Source organism: Clostridium sp. AF27-5AA (assembly GCF_003478415.1).
GTDB classification, from domain to species: Bacteria; Bacillota; Clostridia; order Lachnospirales; family Lachnospiraceae; genus Otoolea; species Otoolea fessa.
Map to the genome: position 1 here is coordinate 214,354 of NZ_QUFH01000001.1, position 26,274 is coordinate 240,627.

Here is a 26,274-nt window from a genome sequence, read left to right on the forward strand (position 1 = left end):
AGACAAAAAGCTAGTATCATTCAATAAAAACATGATAGAAAGGATTTTTACACCGTGAAAAAGATAAAAAAAGGCGATTATGGCTACCGCAATCATTTCAAGCGGAAACAGCTTTTTATCATCGCACTTCTGGCGTTATTTATCATCGCACAGCTGGTTGGGCGGTCTTTTACAGACAATGATTCCGTCAAAAAAATTCTGACGGTCATGGCGATCGTCACGGTACTTCCGGCGGCGAATCTCGCTTCCCCGCTGATTGCCATTTTCAAATACCATACACCGGAGCAGGCGTTTCATGAGGCATATATGCCGTATGAGGAAAAATTTGAAGTTCTCTATGATCTGGTTCTGACGACACCGGAAGATGTGATTCCGTCCGATGTGACCGTCGTTCACCCGACCGGCATCTATGTGTACTGCATCAATCCAAAGCTGAATGTAAAGCGCGCGGAGACGGGGTTAAACGAACTGCTAAAAGCCAACAAACTGGATCCGAACCTGAAAATCGTGACTTCCCGCAGCACCTTTGACAAGCGGATTCACAGCCTGAAACCGGCGTCAGAGTATGAGGACGATGGAACTGTAGAGTACGGTGTGCGCGTAATAAAAGGATTATCGATGTAAAAAAGGGAGGCGGCAGCCATGCGGATGCTGACAGTATCTAAAAATGAGGCGGGGCAGCGCCTGGACAAGCTGCTGGCAAAATATCTGAATCTGGCGGGAAAAAGCTTCATTTATAAAATGATGCGGAAGAAAAATATTACCCTGAACGGAAAAAAATGCGACGGTTCCGAACATCTGACCGAGGGCGATGAGATCAAGCTGTTTCTGGCAGAGGAGACGATCGAGAAGTTTTCGGAAGTGAAGATTCAGAAGGTTCAAAAGAAAAAGCTCGATATCGTCTACGAGGACGAACATATTTTACTGATCAATAAGCCATCTGGAATGCTGTCCCAGAAAGCGAAAGAGACGGATGAATCGTTGGTTGAATACCTGATCGACTATCTGCTGGATTCCGGCAAATTAAAGAAAGAGGACCTGGCGTGCTTCCGCCCGTCCGTCTGCAACCGCCTCGACCGCAACACAAGCGGCATCGTGGCAGCTGGACGTTCCCTGCCGGGACTGCAGATCATGTCCGAGGTCATCAAGGACCGGAGTCTGGGAAAATATTATGTCTGCGTCGTGCGGGGAATCGTAAAAGGCGAAGCCCGGATCGAGGGATGGCTGACGAAAAATGAAAAGACGAATCAGGTGTCGATCCGAAAAGAGGAGACCCCTGGAAGTCTGCCGATCCGGACTGCATACAGACCGCTGGTATCTGGAAATGGATATACCCTTCTGGAGGTTCATCTGATTACCGGACGATCCCACCAGATCCGCGCCCACCTGGCTTCCATCGGACACCCGATCGCCGGGGATCCAAAGTACGGCGATCCCCGGGTCAATGAGGAAGTGAAGAAACGCTTCGGCGTCCGTTCGCAGATGCTTCATGCGTGGCGGCTGGTAATGCCGGAAACGATCTCCGAGCCGCTTTCATATCTGGCGGGCAAAGAATTTACCGCGCCTATGCCAGCGGAGATGAAACAGATGGAAGAGATGATGAAATCAGCTCCAAAACGCCCAGCCAATCATCGCCCGTAAATTTTAAATTGTGCGAAAAATCAAAAAAATAAGTGGAGGAGCAACAACATGGGGACTTGGAACAGCCGGGGACTTCGTGGTTCAACCCTGGAGGATATGATAAACCACACAAACGATCTTTACCGTGAGAAAAAGCTGGCATTGATCCAGAAAATCCCGACGCCGATCACACCCGTCTCGATTGATAAAACCAGCCGCCATATCACGCTGGCGTATTTCGACCAGAAGAGTACCGTCGATTACATCGGCGCGATTCAGGGCGTCCCGGTCTGCTTTGATGCGAAAGAATGCGCGGCAGATACATTTCCACTGCAGAACGTCCATCCGCATCAGGTCGCATTTATGCGGGAATTTGAAGAGCAGGGCGGGATTGCTTTCTTAATTATATATTTTTCACAGAGGGATGAACTTTACTACCTGCCATTTTTCCATCTGGACGCATACTGGGAGCGGATGCAGCAGGGCGGACGGAAGAGTTTTACATATGAGGAAATGGATAAAACGTGGCGCATCAAAAGCCACCGGGATATATTAGTCCATTATCTGGAACCGCTGAGCCGGGATTTAGGAGAAAGAGAGGATGATTTTTCATGACAACAGCCGTAGAACGTTTTTTGAAATATGTATCATATGATACGCAGTCAGACGAGGCATATGACACCTGCCCGAGCACAAAAAAACAGCTTCTGTTAGCCAATGAGCTGAAACGCGAGCTGGAAGAAATGGGTGCATCCGATGTGCGGATGAGCGAGTACGGATACTTGTTTGCACGCATTCCGGATAATACAGGCAGTACCTCTGCTCACGGTGCATCCGGCGTTGGACAGAAAACCACCATCCCGGCACTTGGCTTCATTTCCCACATAGACACCGCGCCGTCCTTAACCGGAACAAACGTAAAGCCGCGCATCGTCCAGGCATATGACGGCAAAGATATCGTATTAAATGCAGAAAAACAAATTGTCATGAAAGTTTCAGAATTTCCGTTTTTAGCCGACTTAAAAGGTCAGGATCTGATCGTAACCGACGGAACCACGCTTCTGGGCGCCGACGATAAGGCAGGCGTGGCGGAGATCATGACGATGGCAGAATATTTCCTGAGCCACCCGGAGATCCCGCACGGCGAGATTTGCATTGGATTTACGCCGGACGAGGAGATCGGACGCGGCGCGGATCGTTTCGATGTGAAAGACTTCGGTGCAGCGGTTGCTTATACGGTAGACGGCGGTCCGATCGGCGAGATCGAATATGAAAATTTCAATGCCGCTTCCGGCAAAGTCCGGATTCAGGGAGCCAGCATCCATCCGGGAGATGCGAAGCTCAAGATGAAAAATGCCCTTCTCATCGGCATGGAATTTCAGAGCCTGCTGCCGGTCTTCGAAAATCCGATGTACACAGAAGGTTACGAGGGATTCTATCACCTGGATGAAATGAGCGGAAATGTAGAAGAGGCGCAGTTAAATTATATCATCCGCGATCACGACCATGAAAAATTTGAACAGAAAAAGAAATTTTTCGCCGAAGCCGCCGATTTTCTGAACCGCAAATACGGTAAGGGCACCGTGATCGCCGAAGTAACGGACAGCTACTACAACATGAAAGAAAAAATTGAGCCGTGCATGTACCTGATCGATACCGCCAAAGAGGCGATGGCAGCCTGCGGCATCGAGCCGGAGGTCGTTCCGATCCGCGGCGGCACCGACGGCGCCCGCCTCTCCTACATGGGGCTCCCGTGCCCGAATCTCTGCACCGGCGGATATAACTATCATGGAAAATATGAATTTATTCCGGTGGCGTCATTGGAGAAGACGTCCAGGGTTCTAGTGGAGATTGGGAAAAAGTTTGCTGTCATAAGAAGCAGTGTAGAGTGATTATGAAATAAAGACAATCCTTTAAACAGGCAAATTGCCCTTATATAATAGTGCAAATTGCCTGTTTACTTTCATGAACTGGTAAGTCAATATTAATTTTTCTGTTAAATGGAATCCATTTCATTATTTCTATTATAAAATTTATTATGGAAACAGGATGAGCTTCATACTGGATATTTTATATTTTTTAGACTTCTATGGAATCGGATATTTTTGTGCTAAAAAGCTAACGAAAAAAACGGATACAATTCCGCTTGATTTTTCGCTCTCAAACAAAGCATTTCTGTTTGGTCTGGGTGGTGCGTTTGCTGGGGTGTGTTTGAATCTATTTTTTAATCGGAATTTTCATGTAAACTTTTTCAGATGGCAGTCGTTTATGATTTGTTTTGGTGGATTCACTCTCATGTACCTTATTACCAGTCATACCAGTAAAAATAGAAGCGTCAGCGCAAATGAAACATTGTCACAAAAAGCGTTATCCAATATGCAGCCTATAAACAATGTATCCGCAGCAGAGGAAACGGAGCAGCCACTAACCAGAGCAGCGACAGAAATACCCATCAACCTGGAACATTTTTTTGTTGCAGACATTGATAACGAACTAGATTATGTTTTTTTAGATGAAATTTTATATCAATCATTTAATGGAACTGGCTTAAAGATAGTTGCTATTTTCCCCTTCCCCCGCTACCAGGTTTAAAATCTCCAAGTGTATACAAATATGTTTATGCATAATATGGTTTTGAAAAATATTTCCTTATTTTTGCACAAATATATAGAATCGCTTTTAGCTATATTGTATGTATCATTTCACATACAGGAAATACACCCGTTATATGTTTGTGCGTATTTACAGAATAAATAGTTGCAAAATTCGTACTTGCATATCCGAACCAGATGTGTTACATTTGACTCATCAAGCATATATATTTCTTTATCTGCAATTCAAGCAATCTTATATTCTAATTATTAATCTGAGAAATCTTATGCTTATCCAAATTGGCAATACGAAAGAGCAGGGGATTCTCAGAAAAGCCAGATTCTCCTGTCAGAAAGGGGAGAATTATGGGGAATTTAATGAGGGTGCGGAGAAATCACAAGGACACGCTGTTCCGGATGCTGTTCAGCACAAGGGAGAATCTGCTGAGTCTGTACAATGCAGTGAATCATTCGCATTATACAGATCCGAAAGAATTGGAGATTGTGACGCTGAAAAATGCTGTATATATGAATATGAAAAACGATCAGGCATTTTTGCTGGATATGCAGTTAAACTTATATGAACATCAATCGACATGGAATCCGAATATGCCACTGCGTTTTCTGTTCTATGTGGCAAAAGAGTACCAGATGCTGGTCCGGAACCAGACCTTGTACGCATCGGCATTGGTGGAATTGCCGACACCGCATTTTGTAGTATTCTACAATGGAGAAAAAGAGCGGGAGGCGGAGGGTCTGCTTAAATTGTCACATTCGTTCATGCAGAAGACAGAACATCCTGAGCTGGAATTGCTTGTGAAGGTTTTAAATATCAATCTGGATAAAAATCTGGAGATCCTGGGAACCTGCCGGTTGTTGAAAGAGTATATGCTGTTGGTTCATAAAATACGGCGGTATGCGATTGAATACAAAGATATCAATCAGGCAGCTGAAAAGGCTGTGACGGAATGTATTGATGAAAATATATTGGCAGAGTTTCTGAGGAAGAATCGAGCGGAGGCGATAGAGGTGTGTATTTTTGAGTATGACGAGAAGAGGGAAACGGAATTGATACGGAAGGCGGAGTTTGCAGAAGGGGAGAAGGTTGGTGAGGCTAAAATACTTTTAAACCTGATTGAAAAAGGCATACTAACAAAGGAACAAGCCCTTGAACAATTTGGTGGTACTTATGAGGACTTGGAAAAAGCAGCTTTATCCGTAACACTGGTTTGAAATTTTCTCCCAAATTCAAGAAAAAACCATTGACAGATCCATATTCCGATGCTAGAATATCTAAGTGTGCCGCACAGCGAGGCTAAAAGTGCGCAAGCCGCCATAGCTGGCGAGTAATGATAATAGGAGGTGCCATCAGATGTACGCGATTATTGCAACAGGTGGTAAGCAGTATAAGGTTGCCGAGGGCGATGTAATCAAAGTTGAGAGACTCGGTGCTGCTGCAGGTGAAGCTGTTACTTTCGATCAGGTTCTGGCTGTTAACAACGGTGAGATGAAGATCGGATGCCCGACTGTAGAGGGTGCTACTGTATCCGCAACAGTTGTTAAAGAAGGCAAAGGCAAAAAAGTTATCGTTTACAAGTATAAGAGAAAAACTGGCTACCATAAGAAAAATGGTCACAGACAGCTCTTTACAGAAGTTAAGATCGAAAAGATCAACGCTTAATTGAAATGATTCAAGTAGACGTATACTCCGATTCCAAAGGATGTACCACGGGAGTGGAAGTAAAGGGACATGCTGGATATGATGAGTACGGCAAAGATATTGTCTGTGCGGCTGTATCCGTTCTGACTGTCAATATGGCTAATTCGGTGGAAAAATTTACCGATGACGGTTTTAAGGGCAGTGTGGATGAAAAGACAGGTCAGTTTATTTTTCATTTTACCGGTACTGTAAGTGCGGAATCAAAACTCCTGATGGATTCGCTGATACTTGGACTTACCGATATCGCGGAGAGTTATGGAGATAAATACATTAAAATTCGATTCAGGGAGGTGTAACGCATGTTTAAAATGAACCTTCAGTTATTCGCTCATAAAAAAGGTGTTGGTTCCACAAAGAACGGTCGTGATTCTGAGTCTAAGAGACTTGGTGCGAAGAGAGCAGACGGACAGTTCGTATTAGCTGGCAACATTCTTTACAGACAGCGCGGAACCAAGATTCATCCAGGTGTGAACGTAGGACGCGGTGGAGATGATACATTATTCGCTATGGTTGACGGCGTCGTAAAGTTTGAAAGAAAGGGCAGAGACAAAAAGCAGGTTTCTGTTTACCCGAGAACAATTAACGAATAATTATAAAGAAGCTCCATACGGATTGTATGGAGCTTTTTTCAGATCAGAAGGAGGTATTTATGTTTGCCGACAGTGCAAAAATTTATATCAGATCCGGAAAAGGCGGCGACGGTCATGTCAGCTTCCGCCGGGAACTTTTCGTAGCTGCTGGCGGTCCGGACGGCGGCGATGGCGGTCGCGGCGGCGATGTCATTTTTGAAGTGGACGACGGACTGAATACCCTGACCGATTTCCGTCATGTCCGCAAATATGTGGCTGGCGACGGAGAGCAGGGCGGAAAGCGCCGCTGTCACGGAGCAGACGGCGAGGATCTGATTGTCAAGGTTCCGGAAGGAACCGTTATCAAGGATTTTGAATCCGGTAAGGTAATCGCGGATATGTCCGGCGAGAACCGCCGAGAAGTGATTTTAAAAGGTGGCAAGGGCGGTCTTGGAAATATGCACTTTGCGACCTCGACGATGCAGGTTCCGAAGTATGCACAGCCGGGACAGCCGGCACAGGAACTCTGGGTACAGCTGGAATTAAAGGTAATCGCAGATGTTGGTCTGGTTGGTTTCCCGAACGTCGGTAAATCGACCTTGCTTTCACGCGTTTCCAATGCACGTCCGAAGATTGCCAATTACCATTTCACGACGCTGAACCCGCATCTTGGCGTGGTTGATCTGCAGGATGGACAAGGCTTTGTCATGGCAGATATTCCGGGGCTCATCGAGGGTGCTTCCCAGGGAATCGGTCTGGGACATGATTTCCTGCGCCATATCGAGAGAACCAAGGTTCTCGTTCATGTTGTGGATGCGGCATCCGTCGAGGGACGTGATCCGGTTGAAGATATCCGTACCATCAATGCGGAGTTAAAAGCATATAATCCGTCGCTTTTAGAGCGTCCGCAGGTGATTGCTGCCAACAAGGTAGATTCGATTTACAATACTGGCGAAGAGGACTGGGAAGACCCGGTAGAGCGCTTAAAACGCGAATTTGAGCCGGAAGGCATCCAGGTATTTGCCATTTCTGCAGTTACCGGGCAGGGTGTAAAAGAGCTCCTTTACCATGTAAATGATCTGCTGAAAACGGTTGACCGCAAGCCAGTTATTTTCGAAAAAGAATTTGAATACCAGTATCAGGGCGAGAATCTTCCGTATACCGTGGAACGCAATGAAGATGGTATTTATGTGGTAGAAGGACCGAAGATCGAGAAGATGCTCGGTTACACAAACCTTGATTCTGAGAAGGGCTTCCAGTTCTTCCAGAAATTCTTAAAGGACAGCGGTATTCTGGCTGAGCTGGAAGAAGCTGGCATCGAAGAGGGCGATACAGTTCGTATGTATGGTCTTGAATTTGATTACTATAAATAATTGACATTTACGTAACTGTTCAGTACCTTCACAGTCACGCGCAAAAATCCATTAAAAATTGCCTACGGCAATGGGATTTTTGCCTGCTGGTCCATGTTTTCGTACGGTCAGCGCAGTAAATGCGCAGACCTACTGAATAGTTACACATTTACAATATTTCAAACTCAGAAATCCACACTGGATCTGAGTTTGAATTTTAACAGGAGATAGATTTTATGACAAGCAAACAGAGAGCTTATTTAAAAGGTCTCGCGATGACCATGGATCCGATCTTCCAGATCGGCAAATCCAGCCTGACGCCAGAACTGACCGCTGCTGTGGCAGAGGCGCTGGAGGCCCGCGAGTTAATTAAACTGAATATTCTGAAGAACTGCGTCGATGACGGCAATGAGCTGGCAGCCGTTCTGGCTGAGCGTACCCACGCACAGGTAGTACAGGTAATCGGCAAGAAAATTGTTCTTTATAAAGAGGCAAAGGACGAGAAAAAACGTAAGATCGTTCTGCCAAAATAAAGGGGCTGCATTCTGCGAATGAATCTCTGACAGAAAGGATACGGATGACGATGAAAAAGATCGGTATTATGGGGGGAACATTTGACCCGATCCATAATGGACATATCATGTTGGGAAGACAGGCGTATGAAGAATATGATCTTGACTGCATCTGGTATATGCCCTCCAGGATCCCGCCGCATAAAAAGGATCATACGATCACAGCGGCAAAGGACCGTTTGGCAATGACTGCAGCTGCGATCGCGCCGTATCCTTATTTTAAGCTGTCTGATTTTGAACTTCGCAGAATCGGCGGAAATACCTACACAGCAGACACGCTTCGCTTATTGAAAGAAGAATATCCGGATGTTGAATTTTTCTTTATCGCGGGCGCAGACTCAATTATGGACATTGAAAAATGGTATCATCCCGAATATGTTCTTCCAGCCGTCACATTTTTGGCGGCAGCAAGAGAGCATGAGGAGGCGGATCGTTCGCTGGATGAGCAGATTTCCTATTTAAACCAGAAATATCAGGCGCATATTCTGCGTCTTCACTGCCGTGAAATGGATGTCGCTTCGGCGGAGATCCGCGCGGCTTTCCGGGCAGGACACGCAGCAGACGTTCGTTCCCTGGTGCCGAAGGAAGTCTGTCAATATATCGAACAGCACGGCTTGTATCAGGAGGTAAATGTGTAATGGACGAAAGAATTACAGAGATACGGAAGCATTTGAAAAAGAAATTGAACCCGATGCGCTATGAACATACGCTGGGTGTTTCATACACATGCATGGCTCTGGCTATGCGTTACAGTGCCAATCTGGATCAGGCGGAGATGGCTGGACTTCTCCACGACTGTGCAAAGCGCTATGATGATGCGACTATCATCTGCAAATGCCAGGAGCATGGCATTGAACTGACTGAAGGTGAACTGCGGGCTCCGGCTGTGATTCATGCAAAATTAGGCGCATGGATGGCAGAACACAAGTATGGTATTACCGATCCAGAGGTCTTATCTGCAATCGCCTGCCATACGACCGGAAAACCGGCGATGTCCCTGTTAGACAAGATCCTGTACGTAGCCGATTACATCGAACCGCGCCGTGATAAGGCGCCAAATCTGCCGAAGCTCCGCCGTCTTGCATTTGAAGATCTGGACGAAGCGCTGTATCAGATTCTGGACAGCACCCGCAATTATTTAAAGGAAACGGGCACGGCAGAGGATGATACAACCGAACAGACCTGGGAATACTATCATGAACGTCATGTTCATCAATAGACACATTAACAGGATTTAAATAAAATAATGAGGAGGATAATCCCCGTGGAAGCAAAAGAACTGACCAAACTTGCCGTAAAGGCGCTGGAAGATAAAAAAGGCGAAGATATTCGCGTCATTGATATTCATGGAGTATCTGTACTGGCTGATTACTTTGTCATCGCAGACGGAAGCAACGCCAGCCAGGTAAAGGCAATGGCAGATAATGTAGAGGAAGAACTCGGCAAAGCCGGTCATGAGTGCCGTCAGATCGAGGGCTATCAGACTGCCGGATGGATCCTGATGGATTACGGCGATCTGATCGTACACATTTTCTCCCGCGATGACAGACTGTTTTATGATCTGGAGCGCATCTGGAGAGACGGAAAAGTAGTTGAGAATGTGGAGGAATTGTAATAGATTTTTGTTTCATTCCTTTTATATCACGAACAGAAAGGGAAAAACCTGCAAATGGTTTTTCCCTTTTATCGCGAATAAGAGAGAAAAACTTGAAATCTGTGTTTTCCCATCTATCGCGAACAAGGCTGATAAAGTGTTTTCCTTTCAACTCAAAACTTACTTTTTAAAAGCGCTCCATTTTGTAAATTTCAAAAATAGTGAAATAAAACGAGTTACAAGGTTGGAATACGCTAATTGCAACGAACGCAATTTGTTTATTGAGAAGTGTTGTATCAAAGCAATAAGTATATATATTGATATTTTTTTAAAAGATCATATAATAGTGGTAGGAAAAACCCTACATTCCCTACTGCTATAGTATGATTGGTACTGGTGGGTCTGTCCTTTCCGTGGTAGAATATTTACGTTATCAAGAAACACGGTCCTGAATCATGGAGGTGCAAAGTATGGAACCAATGTATTTGTCAATCCAGCCGGAAGAGACAGGGGAACGCATAAGAAGACTGCTTTTGGAACAAGGGTATACGATTCGGGAAATCCAGGGAGCTTTCGGGTTTGAAAATCCGCAGGCCATTTACAAATGGCTGTCCGGTAAATCGTTACCCAGCATCGACAACTTCATTATTTTAAGTAGATTATTGCATACTACGATTGAAGATATCCTCGTCATTGACGGGGATATTCCTCGTTTATGGGGAATTTTAAACCGATGGTTGAACGACATCCGTTGCCGTATGATTTACAATCGGATCAGAAACAAATGATAGAGGAGAGGACGGTGAAACATGGAATCGGAACATAAATTTATGTTAAATGATATTCTGCGAAAGAAACGGAAAAGTAAGATGCGCAAACCGGAATATCCTGTTTTTCTTACTTACGGACCGATTCACGTTTTCCCCTTGGGATGGATAAAACGTTGGAAAGAAGATATCATCTGCATCTGTCAGAGATTGCGTTACGGATACTGCTACCGTGATGCCTGGGCGATTGACCAGTGGTTTCTTGTTATCATCCCCAATATGCTCAACGATCTACGTATCAACGGTCATGGATATCCGGGATCTTTCACAGGAACCGAAGAAGAGAATGTGCGGAAATGGAACCGGATCCTGGAACATATGGAATTTCTGTTTCGGGAGGCAAACGAGGAAACCTGTCACCGGAAAAATCCATATGAAGAAGCACATGATCAGGCAAGAGAGGCTTTCACCCGGAAATACGGGATGTTTGGTGAAAAGCTGAAAACCGAAGAAGAAAAAGAGCAGGAAAAAGATAAAGGTTATTACTGTGTGCATACCATGTCCGATGTGCCGGAATACAAGGAGATATTGGACCAATGGTTTGCAGCGGAGAAGGAACTGGCAGCATACCGAGATCGGTGTATGAAAGAAGGAATGAAGCTTTTTACCAGATATCTCTGGGATCTGTGGGACTGAGATCATTTTTATTTATATTGATAAGAACATTGTGGGAGGCGAAAATCATGCAGAAAATTACATCGGCTTATGCAAATAAGATGCTGAGAAGCCTGGAAGAAGACAAGGCATTCTGGGTAAACAAGGAATCGACATCCAGTACTTACGTGGCTGCGGTCAACGAGGAACCAGTCGTTCCGGAATATGATTACATGACTGTTGCGAATACGATTGATGAGATTGACAGGAAGATCCTTACTATCAAGCACACATTGAATCTGACCAATGCCACCGCAAAAGTGCAGGTCGGCGCTCAGGAAATGAGCATTGACGGCATCCTAATCCGGATGGCGCAGCTCAACAAGAGAAAGACGGTGCTTGACGATATGCGCAAGAGACTTCCAAAAACGCGAGTCTATGGCAACTCCTTCGGTTCTTCTGGTTCGGCACCGGAGTATAAGTATATCAACTACGATCCGGAACTGATCCGGCAGGAATATGACCGCATCTCCAATACGATCATGGAAATGCAGATTGCACTGGATCGTTATAATCAGACGGTGCTGTTTGAGGTGGATATCTAAGTAGAATTTCCGTACAGGGCATACTTCTAACAAAAAATTACGAGTGGTTACGGTTCATTGTCATCGCTTATCGGTTATTTGTTATCGGGTTATGTGTTTCGGTTCATGGAGACGGCTTTGGAAAAGCATATCATGCAGATTTTCAAATCACCCTGTAAAAAACCTGTGAGGGATCACGGTGCCAAGGTACGGTTTTCAGGCACAACGGCTGCGGAAGCAATTCCGTAGCCATTTTTCATGGTAAGAAGGATTTCGGTCTGAAAGAGTTCAAAACCTAACTCAAAACTTACTTTTTAAAATCGCTCCATTTTGGAAATTTCAAAAATAGTGTACTGAAGTGGGTTATAAACACGGAATGGATTGGGTCACAAGAATTCCAAAACCGGAATTATGATAAAGCGCTTTATGATTTCAGGCAGGAACGTCTGAGCGAAAATTTGACTCAAAACGTTATCCGCAGAAACCGCTAATTGGAAATTCGAATTCGATGATGATATAGTTGGGCAGAAAAAATCGAAAGGAGATCAGACTATGGGAAGACTTTACAAAATCAACCAGCCGTGTCCCAAGTGCCATGAGGAACATAATTGGTGGCATATTCAGCTGACGGATGAGGAACAGGCGAAGATGGATGCGTATGTGGCAGCCAGTGAGGGAAAATCATCCTTGGAGTTACTTCTGGGCGAGCCGGGAATTGTTGTTACGTGAAAGCTTAAGTGTTGTTGCTACGGTCACGTATTTGAAGTGAAACAGTACATTATTCAAGGGTATATCAGCATATGAAGCATAAAACAGCTTGTTTCTAATAGTAAATTCCAGTTTTGAAGAACTTTGCAAAACTAACGTCCATAAAAATCATGATATTTTGATTTGCCAGAATTTACTTTTGCAAGTGATTAGCTAAATCAGAACTTAAACTTGCAAACTGGAAGCTCGGATTCCAATTCAGCTCTCCTAGAAAGATCCCTTCGATTTTTCGGGGGATCTTTTTGTGACATAGAAAACCTCATCCTATGGTGAAAAAACAAAACAAAAAACAGAAAAACAAAGAAAAAGAAAGATTAGTACTTGCTTTTCCTATAAAAGGTGCTTATAATGTATGTAAATAAATCAGCTGCTAGTTAGTAGCAAAACTAATAAATACATATAAGAGGAGAAGAAGAGATGAGAAAAAAACTTGCAGTAATGATGGCTGCTATGGCCGCAACCGCGATGGTAGGGGGCTGTGGTGCAAAGGATGCAGCACCGACCGGCGCAGAGACCAAACCGGCTGAGACTTCTGTTGCTCAGGAGACAGAAGCAGCTCAGGAAGAAACCAAAGAGGCTGATGCCCATGAGGCAGAATACCTGGCAGAGTTTTTCGATGTACAGATCAAAGAAGATCCGGACAGTGCTGCTTTTTCCGCTGACCTGAAAAAGGTAGCAGGAGATGAGGCACCGGCTGTCGAGGGGGACATGACCTGGTTTTCTGCTGTGAAAGCTGCTGTGGCTGCTGCTGATTATGAAGAGCTTGCTCTTAGCTATCCGGAAGATAAGATTAAAGATCGTCTTGAACAATATGGGGTAAAGATGGATGAGACGAATGAATATGCCAGATACGTTGCTGCTGCTCTGGATACCAGCCTCATCACTTCCGAAACTGCGAAAAAAGTCGTTGCAGAAGATGCCTTTACAGCTGAGGATGAAATCAGTCTTCTGATGGCAATTGCCAATGCAAATGGAGACGCAAGAAACTACCTTGGCATGTCAAATGATCCAGACATTTACGCGAAACTGGACCAGGCATGGAATTCCTTTATCTTATTTGATGACAGCAAACTGGCAGAGATCGGAAAAGAAGCTGTACAGAACAAGGTAACCACCGGATATGGATTAAAATCTGCTGCATACAGTGCCCGCTTTTTACCGGAACTGACCTTACAGTACGGTCATTCTGATATCAAACATGTACATCAGCTGATGGGGCTTCTGAACAGCGAGAATATCACAGCAAAGGTTCAGCTTGAGCCGAAGATTAGTATTTACCAGTATCTGCCGGAGTGGGGTCCGATCCCGGAGGCTACTCCAACCTACGAAGTAAAAGAATATGAAGATCTTGCACTGGTATATGCAGTAGAATATGACCTTGAGCTTGAGTTCGACAATCTTGAGGATATGAATCGTTTTGACGAAGTAATCAAGACGTACGCAAAGAAAAATGAAGGAAATGAAGAAGCAAAGGGCCTGATCTATGCATCCTGGTGGCAGCCGCTTTATTCTTCAACCAGAACAGATATGCCGGAGACTGATTATCATCAGATCTATGATTGCGTAATCACGAACGATACGTATTCCATTCATCCATTTACCTTACCGGAAGATAAAGATGAGGTTGTTGAAAAACTGACGGAAATCTCCGACGGCCTGGAAGTTGTACCGGTTGAACGCTTCTGCAATACCGCTTTCTATAATTACCTGGAAGGTGAGGACTATCAATAACATGCATGCAATCGAACGTGCAGAATACATCTTGTCCATGCTGGAGAAGAATAAAGTAGTCATGGTGACGGATCTGAGCCGTGAAATGGGAGTTACGGAAGAAACGGTTCGAAAGGATCTGGAAAAACTGGAAAAACAGGAGAAATTAAACCGTGTTCACGGAGGTGCCTACTTAAACGAAGGTTTTGGCAATGAAACTCCCATCTCGGTTCGCAGCAAGGTGATGCAGGAAGAGAAAAAGCTTCTTGCATCTCTCTGCATGCAATGGATCCACGAAAAGAGTTCCATTTTTCTGGATTGCAGTACCACGGCTCTTCATATTGCAAAGCAATTAGCGGATTTTCCCGGCAAGCTGACCGTCATGACCAATTCTCTGGCAGTGGCAAAGGAGATTGATGCGAATCCGCAGATTCGTCTTATTTTATTTGGCGGTGAGCTGAATCGCGATCGGGAAGCGTTTGAAGGACAGACCGTACTGGAACAGATGAAAACCTGCTTTATCAATTATGCATTTGTCAGCAGTGCCGGCTGCAGTCTGGAGGCAGGTATTACAGATTCCACCCGTGAAGAAGCAGATATCCGTCGTCAGGTATTAAAGCAGGCGAAACATAAGATCCTGGTGGTGGACAATACGAAGATCGGACGCAACGAGGTGTATGTGATCGGAGAGTTGGAGCAGCTCAGTCAGGTGGTTGTGGATCATTCCATCCGAAAAACCAATCCGGACCTATGGGAATGGTTCCAGGCACATCAGATCCCTGTCCTGGAAGGGAAAGCGGAAAGAAAATCAAAAACCAAAGGAGATGAGCGATAAGATTATGACAGATTTGAAGGAACTGAAACAAAATGTGCTGATGACAGCGAAAAAGGCCTATGATGAAAAGCTGATGGCCGGAACAAGCGGCAATATCAGTGCTTACTTTCGTGAGAAGCAGTGGATCGTAATTACTCCCAGCTCCTATGATTACAGTTTGATGGCGGAAGAGGATATCGTAGTGATTGATCTGGATGGCAATCTGGTCGAAGGAAGACACAAGCCATCTTCCGAGTGGAAAATGCATGCCGAGATTTACCGTCACCTGTCCCATGCTAATGCGGTGGTGCATACACATTCTCCTTATGCAAGCAGTTTTGCGGTAAACCATCAGGAAATTCCAGTTGTACTGATTGAAATGATTCCTTTCTTAAAAGGGAAACTGGAGGTAAGTCCTTATGCACAGCAGGGAAGTGCAGAGGTTGGTCTGAATGCAGTTCCAATCCTGGAACGGAAAAATGCCTGTCTGATGGCCAATCACGGTGTCGTGGCTATCGGCGGAACATTACCGGAAGCATATACAAACAGTGTTTATGTGGAGGATGCTGCAAAGATCTATCATCTTGCACTCTGTTCAGGACATCCGGTTGTGATCAAAGAATACGAGGAGGTCTGATATGACAAAGGCGTATGAACGATTATTAAAATGCTATCAGTGCTTTAAAGACAAAATTAATTTTAAGCCAGAGGTGGCACTGGTGCTGGGATCCGGACTCGGTGATTATGCAGATACCATTCGGGTAGAAGCTGTTTTGGATTATCATGATATTGAGGGTTTTCCTGTGTCCACAGTCAGCGGACATAAGGGCAGATTTGTCTTTGGATACGTAGGAGATGTCCCGGTCGTAATCATGCAGGGACGTGTCCACTACTATGAAGGATATTCCATGGAGGATGTAGTTCTTCCCACCCGTCTCATGAAGATGATGGGGGCCCGGGTCTTGTTTCTGACCAATGCTTCCGGCAGTGTGAATTATGATTACAAAGCCGGTGATTTTATGATGATCACCGACCAGATCAGTAATTTTGTACCGTCTCCTCTCATCGGACCCAATGAGGAGATGCTGGGAGAGCGTTTCAGCGATATGTCTGAGATTTACCGTAAGGACCTTTGTGAGATCATCCGGGGTGCTGCTGCAGACCTTCAGATTCCGCTTCAGGAGGGAACCTATATCCAGCTGTCCGGTCCGAATTTTGAAACTCCCCATGAAGTAAAAATGTGCCGGATACTTGGAGGAGATGCAGTAGGAATGAGCACCGCATGCGAGGCCATAGCTGCCAATCATATGGGCATGAAGGTCTGCGGTATTTCCTGCATTTCCAATCTGGGATGCGGAATGACTGATCAGCCTTTGAGTGCGGAGGAAGTGAAGGAAACAGCTGACCGTGTTGCACCGTTATTTAAACAGCTGATTACGGAATCCATAGTTCGAATCGGTAAAATGATCTGAGTGATGAATAAAAAACAAAGGAGATGATAAAGTGGACAATCAGTCAGAAGCAATCAAAAATGTGTACTTGCATGAAGACGGCAAAGCTGTGACCATCATTGATCAGACTAAGCTTCCAACGGTTACCGAATACCTGACCCTTGGAACGGCGAAGGATCTGTATGATGCCATTTTTGAATTGAAAGTCCGGGGAGCACCGGCAATCGGAATTTGTGCGGCATTTGGAATGTATGTTCTGGCCGGAACGATTGAAACCGGGGATTACGATGAGTTTTTAAAGAAATTCAGAGAGTATAAGGATTATCTGAACTCTTCCCGTCCAACGGCAGTGAACCTGAGCTGGGCATTAAACCGCATGGAGCAGGTAGTGACAAGCCACAGCGATGCTTCTGTACCAGAGATTCTTGGATATCTGAAGAAAGAGTGCATGGATATTCAGGAAGAGGACAGCCAGATGTGCAGAGCGATTTCTGAATATGGTTTAAGCCTTATTAAGGACGGAGACGGAATTCTGACACATTGCAATGCCGGACCCTTAGCCACCTCCCGCTATGGAACTGCCTTAGGACCTCTCTTCCTTGGAAAAGAGCAGGGCATGAATTTCCATGTATTTGCAGATGAGACAAGGCCGCTTCTTCAGGGAGCAAGACTTACCTCATATGAGTTAGATCAGGCAGGAATCGATGTAACATTGATTTGTGATAACATGGCCAGCATTGTAATGAAAAACGGCTGGATCCAGGCCTGCTTCGTAGGCTGTGATCGTATCGCTGCCAACGGTGATGCGGCCAATAAGATTGGAACCAGTGGTGTTGCAATCCTTGCAAAACATTACGGAATTCCGTTCTATGTATTAGGACCGAGTTCAACCATCGATCTTGACTGTGCAACTGGCGATGATATCCAGATCGAACTTCGAAGTCCGGAAGAGATCAAAAGCAAATTTTATGAAAAACCGATGGCACCGGAGGGTGTCAAATGTTATAATCCGGCATTTGATGTAACCGATCACACGCTGATCGCCGGAATTGTAACGGAAAAAGGAATCTGCAGACCACCGTATACGGAGAGTCTTGCAAATATGTTTGGCAAAAACAAAAAATAGGAGGAAAAGATTGATGAAAAAATTATTTGGTATTGTAGCAGGTGTAGCAGTATCCGCAGCGTTAATGACAGGATGCGGTGGAAACAATAATACAGCCGAGACAAAGGAAAATACGGCTGAAACAGCAGCAGCTTCTGCTGAGAACGCTGATGGAGATTTAAAGATCGCCATCGTGACCAGCCCATCCGGTGTAGATGACGGCTCCTTTAACCAGGATAACTACAACGGTATCCTGAAATTTATCGAGTCTCATCCGGGAGCAACCGTAACTCCGGTTCGTGAGGAGACCGGTGATCCGGCTGCAGTTATTCAGGCAGTTGCTGATATCGTTGCAGACTACAATGTGATCGTATGCCCGGGCTTCCAATTCTCCGGAATCGGAACCATCGCAACCGATAACCCAGATGTAGATTTTATCCTTGTAGATACGAATCCGACCGATTCTGAGGGTAATGACATCGAATGTGATAATATTTATGCAATGACTTTCAAGGAGCAGGAAGGAGGTTTCTTCGCGGGAATGGCAGCTGCACTGGAGTCTGAAAGCAAAAAGGTAGCTGTAGTAACCGGTATTGCATACCCAAGCAATGTAAACTATCAGTACGGTTTTGAGAGTGGTGTCAATTACGCAAATGAGAAATATGATACCGGTGTTGAGATCGTAGAGATCCCATCTTACGCAGGCGTTGACGTTACCAATAAAAATGTAGGTGGAAACTATGTTGGAAGCTTTGCAGATGAAGCAACCGGTAAAGTTGTTGGAAAAGCTCTCATCGATGAGGGCTGTGATATTCTGTTCGTAGCTGCAGGCGGTTCTGGAAACGGTGTATTTACTGCTGCTAAAGAAGCTGGCAATGTAAAAGTAGTAGGCTGTGACGTAGACCAGTATGATGATGGTGCTAACGGTTCTGATAACATTATTCTGACTTCTGTACTGAAAGTTATGAGCATGAACGTAGAGAAACAATTAAATGCTATCGCAGACGGAGGTTTCCAGGGAGCAAACGCTCTGTTAGGTGCAGATTCTGATTCTGTTGGTTATGTAACAGAGGAAGGACGTCAAAGCATGTCTGAGGATACCGTGAAGAAGATGGACGAAGCATATGAACTTGTAAAAGATGGAACTATCGTTCCGGCAGCAAACTTTAACGGAATTGAGCCGGAAGATTTCCCAGGATTGAAATAATACGTTCTGTACCAGAAAATGAGGAGGCTTAAATGTCGGAATATATCATTGAAATGAAGCACATCACAAAACGTTTCCCAGGTATCGTGGCAAACGATGATGTGACGCTTCAAATTAAAAAAGGTGAGATCTTCGCACTGCTTGGCGAAAACGGTGCCGGAAAATCAACTTTGATGAGCATGATATTTGGTATGTATGAACCGGATGAAGGTGAGATCTTCATCCGGGGTAAGAAAGAACAGATTCATTCTCCAAGCTACGCAACAAAACTCAATATTGGTATGGTCCATCAGCATTTTAAGCTGGTACAGAATTACACGATTACAGAAAACATTATTCTGGGTTTAAAGAAGAAAGACAAACTGTTTGGAATCCTTCCCTATGTTGATTTAAAAAAAGCAGATCAGGAGATCGAGGCGCTTTCTAAGAAGTACGGTCTGGAAGTCAATCCGATCGATGTGATCGAAAATACAAGTGTATCGACACAGCAGCGTGTCGAGATCCTGAAAATGCTGTACCGGGAAGCTGAAATTCTGATCTTTGATGAGCCGACAGCAGTGCTGACGCCTCAGGAGATTGAATCCCTGCTGACGATCATCCGCAACCTCAGAGATGATGGAAAAACCATCATCCTGATCACCCATAAGCTGGAGGAAATCAAAAAAATTGCAGATAGATGTGCGATTTTAAACAGAGGAAAGCTCATCGATGTTCTAGATGTCGCCACGACCTCTACAAAGCAGATGGCCAATTTGATGGTTGGACGGGAAGTTTCTTTTGAAGTAGAGAAATCAGAGCCTCATTACCGGGAGACTGTGTTAGAGGTAAAGAATCTCACTGTAAAAAATCAGGATCATTTTGAAGTAGTAAAAAATGTATCCTTTTCTGTCCACGGCGGAGAAGTATTTGCCATTGCCGGAGTATCCGGCAATGGTCAAATTGAGATTGCAGATGCGATTGCAGGAGTTGAGAAGGCAGCTTCAGGTAGTATTCTTCTGAATGGAGTCGATATCACCAATTACTCCATCCGCAAACGAACCCTGGAAGGAATCTCTTATATTCCGGAGGATCGGCAGAGCTGCGGCCTGGTCATGGATTTTACCCTGGAGGAAAATCTGGGACTGAAAAACTACTTCCGAGAACCATTTTCCCATAAAGGTGTACTGGATAAAGCAGAATTTTCCCAGTACGGAAATGAACTGATTGACCGGTATGACATCCGGAGCAGTCAGGGAAACAAGACCATTGTCCGCTCCATGAGCGGCGGTAATCAGCAGAAGGCCATCATTGGAAGAGAGATTGAACTTCAGTCTCCTCTGATGATCTTTGTGCAGCCAACCAGAGGTCTGGATATCGGAGCCATCGAAAATATCCATAAGCAGATTATCCGACAGAGAGATGCAGGAAAGGCAATCCTGCTGATTTCGTTAGAGCTGGATGAGATCATGAATTGTGCAGATACCATCGGAGTAATATATAATGGAGAAATCCAGAAAATAGCAGCTGCAAAAACGCTTACATCAAATGAAGTGGGAGAATTTATGATGGGGGTGCACCAAAATGCTGAAAATTAAACACAGATTGAAAAAGATGCTTGTCAGACTCCTGGGAAATGAAAAATACCAGGGTATCACCATTCCCATGTCGGCCATTTTCTTAAGCCTTCTGGCTGGAGCTGTGATCATTCTTTCGCTTGGCAAGAATCCTCTGTCGGCCTATGGTAACCTTCTTCAGGGGGCTGGATTCCTCCCGAAACCGAGTTATGCCGGATATAAGAATATGCTGACCGACTTCACCAGTTATATGAATGCCTGGACTCCGATGCTTTTTGCGTCTCTGGCAGTAGCAGTCGGTATGTGTGCCGGACTCTTTAATATCGGTGTCTCCGGTCAGATGCTTACCTCTGGTTTTATCACAACTCTGGTGATCGGATATAGTTCCCTTCCGGCAGCGGTGGCTAAGCCATGCGTACTGATTGTCGGAGCAGTCGTTGGTGCACTCATCGGTGCACTTATTGGCTGGTTAAAATACAAATTTAATATCAATGAAGTCGTATCTTCGATCATGATAAACTATACGGCCCAGTATGTGATCAGCTTTTTCATCAACACGTACTATATCAATCCGGTTTCCAGGCAGTCCCAGGCCGTCTCGAAAGCATCCCGCCTGACTCTGATGGACACACCCGTCGGAAACTTGAAAATGGATATTCCCTTAGGAATCCTTCTTGCAGTTCTGACTGCAGTCCTGGTGAAGTTCGTGTTAGATCGCACCGTATTTGGCTATGAACTCAAATGCGTGGGACTTGGAAGAAAAGCGGCCATGTATGCAGGTGTCAATGTTGGCAAAAGCATGATCATGGCGATGATGTTCTCCGGTGCATTAGGAGGCCTGGCAGGAGTGACGTACTACCTGGGGTATTTTGGTTCGATTCAGCCCCGCGTCCTTCCAAGCACCGGTTTTGATGCCATCGCAGTGGCACTTCTTGCAGGAAACCATCCCATCGGCATCATATTTTCATCTCTTCTGATCACAGTGATCAGCAAGGGCAGTACCTACATGAATTCAGCATCCGGTCTGGAATCAGAGATCGCATCCGTTATCACCGGATTGATCCTGCTGTTTTCCGCCTGCGGTGTATATATCCGTTACAAAGTGAATCGAATGAAACAAGAGTTAAATGAAGAGACAGAAAGGGGGATCAGCTGATGGAACGAATCCTGATTGATGGTTTATCCTTTGCGATCCCGCTGTTCGTAATGGCAATCGGAGGGATCTACAGCGAAAAGAGCGGCGTGACGAATCTGGCTTTGGAGGGATTGCAGGGAATGGGGGCATTTATAGGCGCCTTTGTGGCCGTTCTGGCTGCAGGCTATTTTGGAAGCAATTCCCAGGTTCCTTATTATCTCGCAATTGTATGTGCCATGGCAGGTGGAATGCTGTATTCGCTCTTATATGGACTGTTATGTATCCGTCTGAAGGCAAATCAGATCATTGGCGGAGTCGTGATCAATATCCTGGCTATGTCACTGACTGCATTTTTTACAAAACTTTTAAACCGCCTTGTGTTCGGTGCAGCTTCGGAAAAATTTGTTCTGGGTGTGTCTGCACGGTTTACAATTCCGCTGCTCTCCGGCATCCCAGTAATTGGAGCCGCATTTAAAGATGTCTATCCATTTGAGATCCTGATCCTTCTGATCGCAGTTGTTGCCTGGTATGTGCTGTATAAAACGCGTTATGGCATGAATCTTCGTGCCTGTGGAGATAATCCTCACGCAGTAGACGCAGCAGGAGAGAATGTTACCCGGATCCGTCTGATTGCAGTCCTTGTATCCGGTGCTCTGTCCGGTCTGGCTGGAATCAGCTTTGCTTATTCCATTTCAGCGAACTTTTCTTCCAACATCTATGTGGGATACGGATATCTGGCGATTGCAGCCATGATATTCGGAAACTGGAAGATCCTTCCTACACTTGGATCCTGCCTGCTGTTTGGTTTTGCCCGATCCGGAGGCTATTATCTTGTCCAGAAGATGCAGATGCCCAGCAGTTACTCGGATCTTGCCATGACGCTGCCTTATATCGTTACAATGCTGCTTTTGATTTTCTTCTCAAAATACAATCGTGCTCCTCGTGCACTTGGAGAGATTTACGACAAAGGAAAGAGGTAGAACATGAATATTCGTTTTTATAATGCCCAGATTCTTCCGATGAATGGAAATATGGATATCATCCACGGAGAGGTATGGGTCGAAGGGAACACTATTACATATGTAGGTCCTCATAAGGAATGCGGCAATGTGTGGGACCGTGAGATCGATGCAGAAAAAAATCTCATCATGCCGGGCTTTAAAAATGCACATACGCACACAGCCATGACGTTTCTTCGATCCTATGCGGATGATATGCCGCTGCAGGACTGGCTGACAAAGCAGATCTTCCCGATGGAAGCAAAATTACAGCCGGATGATATCTACTGGCTCTCCAAACTGGGAATCATGGAATACCTGACCAGCGGTATTACCTCCTGCTTTGATATGTATCTGAATACAGAAATGATGGCTAAAGCATCGGTAGAATGTGGATTCCGGAGTGTACTCGTCAGCGGAATCAATGATTTTTCCTCTTCATTGGAGGAAGTGGAGGCAGATTTTAATACCTACAACCAATATGATGAGCTGATCAGGTATTGTCTGGGATTTCATGCAGAATACACTTGTTCCGAAGAACTCTTAAAAAAGATTGCCGAGCTGTCACAGCGCTACAAGGCTCCTGTATTTGCTCATATGTCAGAAACAGAACGGGAAGTGGCAGAGTGTGTACAGCGCCATGGAACTACACCTGCAGCTTATCTGGATTCCCTGGGCTTATTTGAACATGGGGGCGGTGGATATCATTGCATTTGGTTTACCGATGAGGAAATAGAACTCTTCCGCAGGAAAGGACTGACAGCGGTAACCAATCCTGGATCCAACACAAAACTTGCAAGCGGCATCGCCAACACTACGGCATTTTTGAAACACGGAGTCAATATGGCCATCGGCACAGATGGACCAGCCAGCAACAACTGCCTGGATATGTTCCGGGAAATGTTTTTAGTGACGGGACTGGGAAAACTTCATGATCGGGATGCATCTGCAGTACCAGCAGAAGAAGTTCTGAAAATGGCAGTAACCGGCGGTGCAAAAGCAATGGGACTGACAGACTGCGACTGCCTTGCAGAAGGCAAAAAGGCGGATCTGATTATGATCGATCTGAACCAGCCGAATATGCAACCTATCAACAACCCGATGAAAAACCTGGTATACAGCGGAAGCAAACAGAATGTGAAGATGACCATGATCAACGGCAAGATCCTCTATGAAGACCAGAAATTCTTCATTGGGGTGGAGCCAAAGGAAGTTTACAAAAAGGCAAATGAGATCATAACCCGAATGAGACAATCGTAGGTAAAAGCGTTAAATTCCGTTGACAACACATTCTTTATTTGATACTATTTATCAAGTAAATTCAATATTCCATGAGGGAGTAGTTAGCGCGAAAGTGTGGTTTGTCAACATTCTGATTATAGCAACTGTATAATCTGGCAAATCTTAAATAATGAGACTCATGTATATCGATGGACGACAGTTTTTGTATCATGCATAGCTGTCAGTTGATATACATGAGTTTTTCTTTTGTGCATTGATGCAAAAAAGGGAGGACATCATAATCGACAGTGAGCGGTGAGGGAACATGCATTACATCTAGGAGGAAATGAAAAATGATGCTGTTTTTTAAAGTGTTTTTTACAGAATTTATCGCAGAGATGGGCGATAAAACCCAGCTTATGCTGATTGCTCTCACTTCAAAATATAAGTTGAGAGATATTATACTAGGAACTGCGGCGGCGATTCTTGTTCTGAATGGTCTTGCGGTTCTGGCGGGCGGACTTGTCAGTGAATTTATTCCTGACTGGCTTATTAAGATGATTGCAGCACTTGCATTTCTGTATTTCGCCGCATCGACTCTTGCCGGTGATGATGAAGAAGAAGAGGATGAGGGCGGTAAATCAAAGATTCAGTTCGCACCCTTAGCTGTTTTTTGTACATTTTTTGTGGCAGAACTGGGAGATAAGACTCAGCTTACAGCCATCACGTTCGGAGCCAATGAAGGCATGAAATCAGCCTTTGTTGTATGGATTGGGTGCTCTCTGGGACTTTTTGCAGCGGATATTCTCGGAATGCTGGTTGGATATCTTTTAAAGAGCAAAACTCCCGATGGGCTGCTGAATACACTGGCATTTGTTATTTTTTCCATATTTGGTGCTTTCACACTTCATCAGGGACTGAACATGATGAACGCAAGAGTCTGTCCGATTCCGGTATGGCCGGTATGGATTGCTGCGGCTGTTATTTTTACTGCCTTATGTGCCTGGATCTATATAAAAAGAAAGAAGGAAAATAAATGCGATATTTAAAACCACATTATTATGATAAATTTGTCTGTACAGCAGGAGATTGTCCGGATAGCTGCTGTGCCGGATGGCAGATCATGATTGATGAAACCTCTCTGGAGCGATATGGAAATGAAAAGAGCGAGTTCGGAACGCGATTACGCAATTCTATTGACTGGGATGAAGAATGTTTTTACCAGAACAATCGGCGCTGTGCATTTTTAAATGAAGAAAATCTCTGCGATCTTTATAAAGCACTGGGACCAGATTCTCTTTGTGATACCTGCCGGATGTACCCGAGACATACGGAAGAATACGAGGGACTTCGGGAATTGTCTCTTTCCCTGTCCTGTCCGGAGGCGGCTAGAATCATTCTTTCCTGTAAAGAACCGGTCCGTTTTCTGGAAGAAGAGGACGATTTGGAGGACGATTTTGAAGAATTCGATTTTATGATGTTTTCCCAGTTGGAAGATACAAGAGATGTTCTGTTTTCGATTTTACAGGATCGATCCCTTCCTCTGACACTCCGAATGTCGGCATCCGAACAGCTGACAGAACAATATCAGATCCGGGTGGAAGAGCAGAAGGAATATGAAATTGATGAACTTTTGCGAAACTGTGAAGCTCATCATCAGAGAAAAAAACTTCAGGAATTTGTATCAGAAAGTCTTGCTGAAAAAGGCATTGATGCAGCATCTCTCCATCGGTGGGCACGCCAGATAGAAGAATTGCAGGTACTACGCGGTCTGGAACGCCTGCGTCCGGAATGGGATGATGTGCTGGATGGTGCTGAAAAGTGGCTGTATCAGGGAAGTGAGGAAACCTATCATAAAATTTGCGAAGAATTTCATAAGGCATATGGAAGCTTAGGAAGTCACAAAGAAGAATGGGAAAATCTGGGCGAGCAGCTTTTAATGTTTTTTGTCTATACCTATTTTTGCGGGGCTGTCTACGACGATATGGTCTGTTCCAAGATGGAACTGGCATTGTTCTCTGTCCGCTGGATACAGGAATTTCTGATGGTCCGATGGCTGGAAAATGGAAAGAAACTTTCCATGGAGGATGTGGAAGAAATCTCCTGGAGATATGCCCGGGAAGTAGAACATTCCGATGATAACTTAAATGCACTGGAAGACTGGCTTTTTGAGCGGTATGCGCCGGTTTAATCACCGAAAGAAGCATATTGCAAAAATGAATCATACGAACAAAAAAGCTCTATTCTATAAAATTGAGCGTACCGTATCTCCGGACGTCAACGAATAGC

General features: G+C 44.9%; 30 protein-coding genes. All 30 read left to right on the forward strand.

Going from position 1 to position 26,274, the window contains the following annotated elements; genetic code table 11:
- Nucleotides 1–54 precede the first annotated feature (54 nt).
- The 30 genes from DWY89_RS01005 (at nucleotide 55) to fliB (ending at nucleotide 26,176) form a co-directional block, all read left to right on the forward strand.
- Entirely contained in the window at nucleotides 55–624 is a 570-nt protein-coding gene (locus DWY89_RS01005) for an O-linked GlcNAc transferase-like protein (protein WP_118523355.1), read from the forward strand.
- An 18-nt stretch (nucleotides 625–642) separates the two neighbouring features.
- The gene (locus tag DWY89_RS01010) at nucleotides 643–1,641 is read left to right on the forward strand and encodes an RluA family pseudouridine synthase (RefSeq protein WP_118523354.1); all 999 of its coding nucleotides are present in this window, start codon (nucleotides 643–645) and stop codon (nucleotides 1,639–1,641) included.
- Nucleotides 1,642–1,689: 48 nt separating this feature from the next.
- Nucleotides 1,690–2,235 (forward strand): Holliday junction resolvase RecU, encoded by a 546-nt coding sequence (locus DWY89_RS01015; protein ID WP_022358599.1) that lies wholly within the window; start codon nucleotides 1,690–1,692, stop codon nucleotides 2,233–2,235.
- Complete coding sequence (gene pepT, locus DWY89_RS01020) at nucleotides 2,232–3,512, forward strand: peptidase T (protein WP_118472361.1); 1,281 nt, start codon at nucleotides 2,232–2,234, stop codon at nucleotides 3,510–3,512. Before DWY89_RS01015 ends, pepT begins: the two co-directional genes overlap by 4 nt.
- A 157-nt stretch (nucleotides 3,513–3,669) precedes the next feature.
- Complete coding sequence (locus DWY89_RS01025) at nucleotides 3,670–4,212, forward strand: hypothetical protein (RefSeq protein WP_118472360.1); 543 nt, start codon at nucleotides 3,670–3,672, stop codon at nucleotides 4,210–4,212.
- A 365-nt stretch (nucleotides 4,213–4,577) separates the two neighbouring features.
- Nucleotides 4,578–5,444, forward strand: a complete 867-nt coding sequence (locus DWY89_RS01030; protein WP_118472359.1) for a transposase — start codon at nucleotides 4,578–4,580, stop codon at nucleotides 5,442–5,444.
- A gap of 139 nt (nucleotides 5,445–5,583) precedes the next feature.
- Nucleotides 5,584–5,892: a 50S ribosomal protein L21 gene (gene rplU / locus DWY89_RS01035; RefSeq protein WP_106999905.1), complete on the forward strand. Its 309-nt coding sequence runs from the start codon at nucleotides 5,584–5,586 to the stop codon at nucleotides 5,890–5,892.
- A gap of 5 nt (nucleotides 5,893–5,897) precedes the next feature.
- Nucleotides 5,898–6,227, forward strand: coding sequence for a ribosomal-processing cysteine protease Prp (locus tag DWY89_RS01040; protein WP_022359434.1), 330 nt, complete (start codon nucleotides 5,898–5,900; stop codon nucleotides 6,225–6,227).
- Between the two features lie 3 nt (nucleotides 6,228–6,230).
- Nucleotides 6,231–6,521, forward strand: a complete 291-nt coding sequence (gene rpmA, locus DWY89_RS01045) for a 50S ribosomal protein L27 (protein ID WP_022359433.1) — start codon at nucleotides 6,231–6,233, stop codon at nucleotides 6,519–6,521.
- Between the two features lie 59 nt (nucleotides 6,522–6,580).
- Nucleotides 6,581–7,873: a GTPase ObgE gene (gene obgE, locus DWY89_RS01050; protein ID WP_106999904.1), complete on the forward strand. Its 1,293-nt coding sequence runs from the start codon at nucleotides 6,581–6,583 to the stop codon at nucleotides 7,871–7,873.
- Between the two features lie 215 nt (nucleotides 7,874–8,088).
- Nucleotides 8,089–8,385 carry a ribosome assembly RNA-binding protein YhbY gene (yhbY, locus tag DWY89_RS01055; RefSeq protein WP_022359431.1) on the forward strand — a complete coding sequence of 99 codons (297 nt, stop codon included), beginning with the start codon at nucleotides 8,089–8,091 and terminating at the stop codon, nucleotides 8,383–8,385.
- Nucleotides 8,386–8,435: 50 nt separating this feature from the next.
- Nucleotides 8,436–9,062, forward strand: a complete 627-nt coding sequence (gene nadD, locus DWY89_RS01060) for a nicotinate-nucleotide adenylyltransferase (protein ID WP_107000399.1) — start codon at nucleotides 8,436–8,438, stop codon at nucleotides 9,060–9,062.
- Complete coding sequence (gene yqeK / locus DWY89_RS01065; protein WP_022359429.1) at nucleotides 9,062–9,643, forward strand: bis(5'-nucleosyl)-tetraphosphatase (symmetrical) YqeK; 582 nt, start codon at nucleotides 9,062–9,064, stop codon at nucleotides 9,641–9,643. Before nadD ends, yqeK begins: the two co-directional genes overlap by 1 nt.
- Before the next feature lie 27 nt (nucleotides 9,644–9,670).
- A complete protein-coding gene (rsfS, locus tag DWY89_RS01070) occupies nucleotides 9,671–10,039 on the forward strand; it encodes a ribosome silencing factor (RefSeq protein ID WP_106999903.1) in 369 nt (122 codons plus the stop codon).
- Between the two features lie 449 nt (nucleotides 10,040–10,488).
- Nucleotides 10,489–10,806 (forward strand): helix-turn-helix transcriptional regulator, encoded by a 318-nt coding sequence (locus tag DWY89_RS01080; protein ID WP_106999901.1) that lies wholly within the window; start codon nucleotides 10,489–10,491, stop codon nucleotides 10,804–10,806.
- A 21-nt stretch (nucleotides 10,807–10,827) separates the two neighbouring features.
- Nucleotides 10,828–11,481: a hypothetical protein gene (locus tag DWY89_RS01085; RefSeq protein WP_106999900.1), complete on the forward strand. Its 654-nt coding sequence runs from the start codon at nucleotides 10,828–10,830 to the stop codon at nucleotides 11,479–11,481.
- A gap of 47 nt (nucleotides 11,482–11,528) precedes the next feature.
- Nucleotides 11,529–12,044 (forward strand): hypothetical protein, encoded by a 516-nt coding sequence (locus DWY89_RS01090; RefSeq protein ID WP_106999899.1) that lies wholly within the window; start codon nucleotides 11,529–11,531, stop codon nucleotides 12,042–12,044.
- A gap of 531 nt (nucleotides 12,045–12,575) precedes the next feature.
- Complete coding sequence (locus tag DWY89_RS14280) at nucleotides 12,576–12,752, forward strand: hypothetical protein (protein WP_181357143.1); 177 nt, start codon at nucleotides 12,576–12,578, stop codon at nucleotides 12,750–12,752.
- Between the two features lie 456 nt (nucleotides 12,753–13,208).
- The gene (locus DWY89_RS01095) at nucleotides 13,209–14,522 is read left to right on the forward strand and encodes a hypothetical protein (protein WP_106999898.1); all 1,314 of its coding nucleotides are present in this window, start codon (nucleotides 13,209–13,211) and stop codon (nucleotides 14,520–14,522) included.
- A 1-nt stretch (nucleotide 14,523) separates the two neighbouring features.
- Nucleotides 14,524–15,336 (forward strand): DeoR/GlpR family DNA-binding transcription regulator, encoded by an 813-nt coding sequence (locus DWY89_RS01100; protein ID WP_106999897.1) that lies wholly within the window; start codon nucleotides 14,524–14,526, stop codon nucleotides 15,334–15,336.
- 4 nt (nucleotides 15,337–15,340) lie between these two features.
- Complete coding sequence (locus tag DWY89_RS01105; RefSeq protein WP_107000398.1) at nucleotides 15,341–15,952, forward strand: class II aldolase/adducin family protein; 612 nt, start codon at nucleotides 15,341–15,343, stop codon at nucleotides 15,950–15,952.
- Between the two features lies 1 nt (nucleotide 15,953).
- On the forward strand, nucleotides 15,954–16,787 hold the full coding sequence (locus DWY89_RS01110) for a purine-nucleoside phosphorylase (protein WP_106999896.1): 834 nt from the start codon (nucleotides 15,954–15,956) through the stop codon (nucleotides 16,785–16,787).
- A 31-nt stretch (nucleotides 16,788–16,818) separates the two neighbouring features.
- On the forward strand, nucleotides 16,819–17,892 hold the full coding sequence (gene mtnA / locus DWY89_RS01115) for an S-methyl-5-thioribose-1-phosphate isomerase (RefSeq protein WP_233430147.1): 1,074 nt from the start codon (nucleotides 16,819–16,821) through the stop codon (nucleotides 17,890–17,892).
- Between the two features lie 13 nt (nucleotides 17,893–17,905).
- Nucleotides 17,906–19,078: a BMP family ABC transporter substrate-binding protein gene (locus tag DWY89_RS01120; protein WP_117795415.1), complete on the forward strand. Its 1,173-nt coding sequence runs from the start codon at nucleotides 17,906–17,908 to the stop codon at nucleotides 19,076–19,078.
- Between the two features lie 32 nt (nucleotides 19,079–19,110).
- Complete coding sequence (locus tag DWY89_RS01125) at nucleotides 19,111–20,652, forward strand: ABC transporter ATP-binding protein (RefSeq protein ID WP_117795413.1); 1,542 nt, start codon at nucleotides 19,111–19,113, stop codon at nucleotides 20,650–20,652.
- The gene (locus tag DWY89_RS01130) at nucleotides 20,639–21,787 is read left to right on the forward strand and encodes an ABC transporter permease (protein WP_117795411.1); all 1,149 of its coding nucleotides are present in this window, start codon (nucleotides 20,639–20,641) and stop codon (nucleotides 21,785–21,787) included. The genes DWY89_RS01125 and DWY89_RS01130 overlap by 14 nt, the downstream gene beginning before the upstream one ends.
- Nucleotides 21,787–22,746, forward strand: a complete 960-nt coding sequence (locus tag DWY89_RS01135; protein ID WP_106999892.1) for an ABC transporter permease — start codon at nucleotides 21,787–21,789, stop codon at nucleotides 22,744–22,746. Before DWY89_RS01130 ends, DWY89_RS01135 begins: the two co-directional genes overlap by 1 nt.
- A gap of 3 nt (nucleotides 22,747–22,749) precedes the next feature.
- The gene (locus DWY89_RS01140; RefSeq protein WP_118472349.1) at nucleotides 22,750–24,024 is read left to right on the forward strand and encodes an amidohydrolase; all 1,275 of its coding nucleotides are present in this window, start codon (nucleotides 22,750–22,752) and stop codon (nucleotides 24,022–24,024) included.
- A 314-nt stretch (nucleotides 24,025–24,338) separates the two neighbouring features.
- On the forward strand, nucleotides 24,339–25,034 hold the full coding sequence (locus DWY89_RS01145) for a TMEM165/GDT1 family protein (RefSeq protein WP_118467698.1): 696 nt from the start codon (nucleotides 24,339–24,341) through the stop codon (nucleotides 25,032–25,034).
- Complete coding sequence (gene fliB, locus DWY89_RS01150; RefSeq protein ID WP_118472348.1) at nucleotides 25,022–26,176, forward strand: flagellin lysine-N-methylase; 1,155 nt, start codon at nucleotides 25,022–25,024, stop codon at nucleotides 26,174–26,176. The genes DWY89_RS01145 and fliB overlap by 13 nt, the downstream gene beginning before the upstream one ends.
- Nucleotides 26,177–26,274 lie beyond the last annotated feature (98 nt).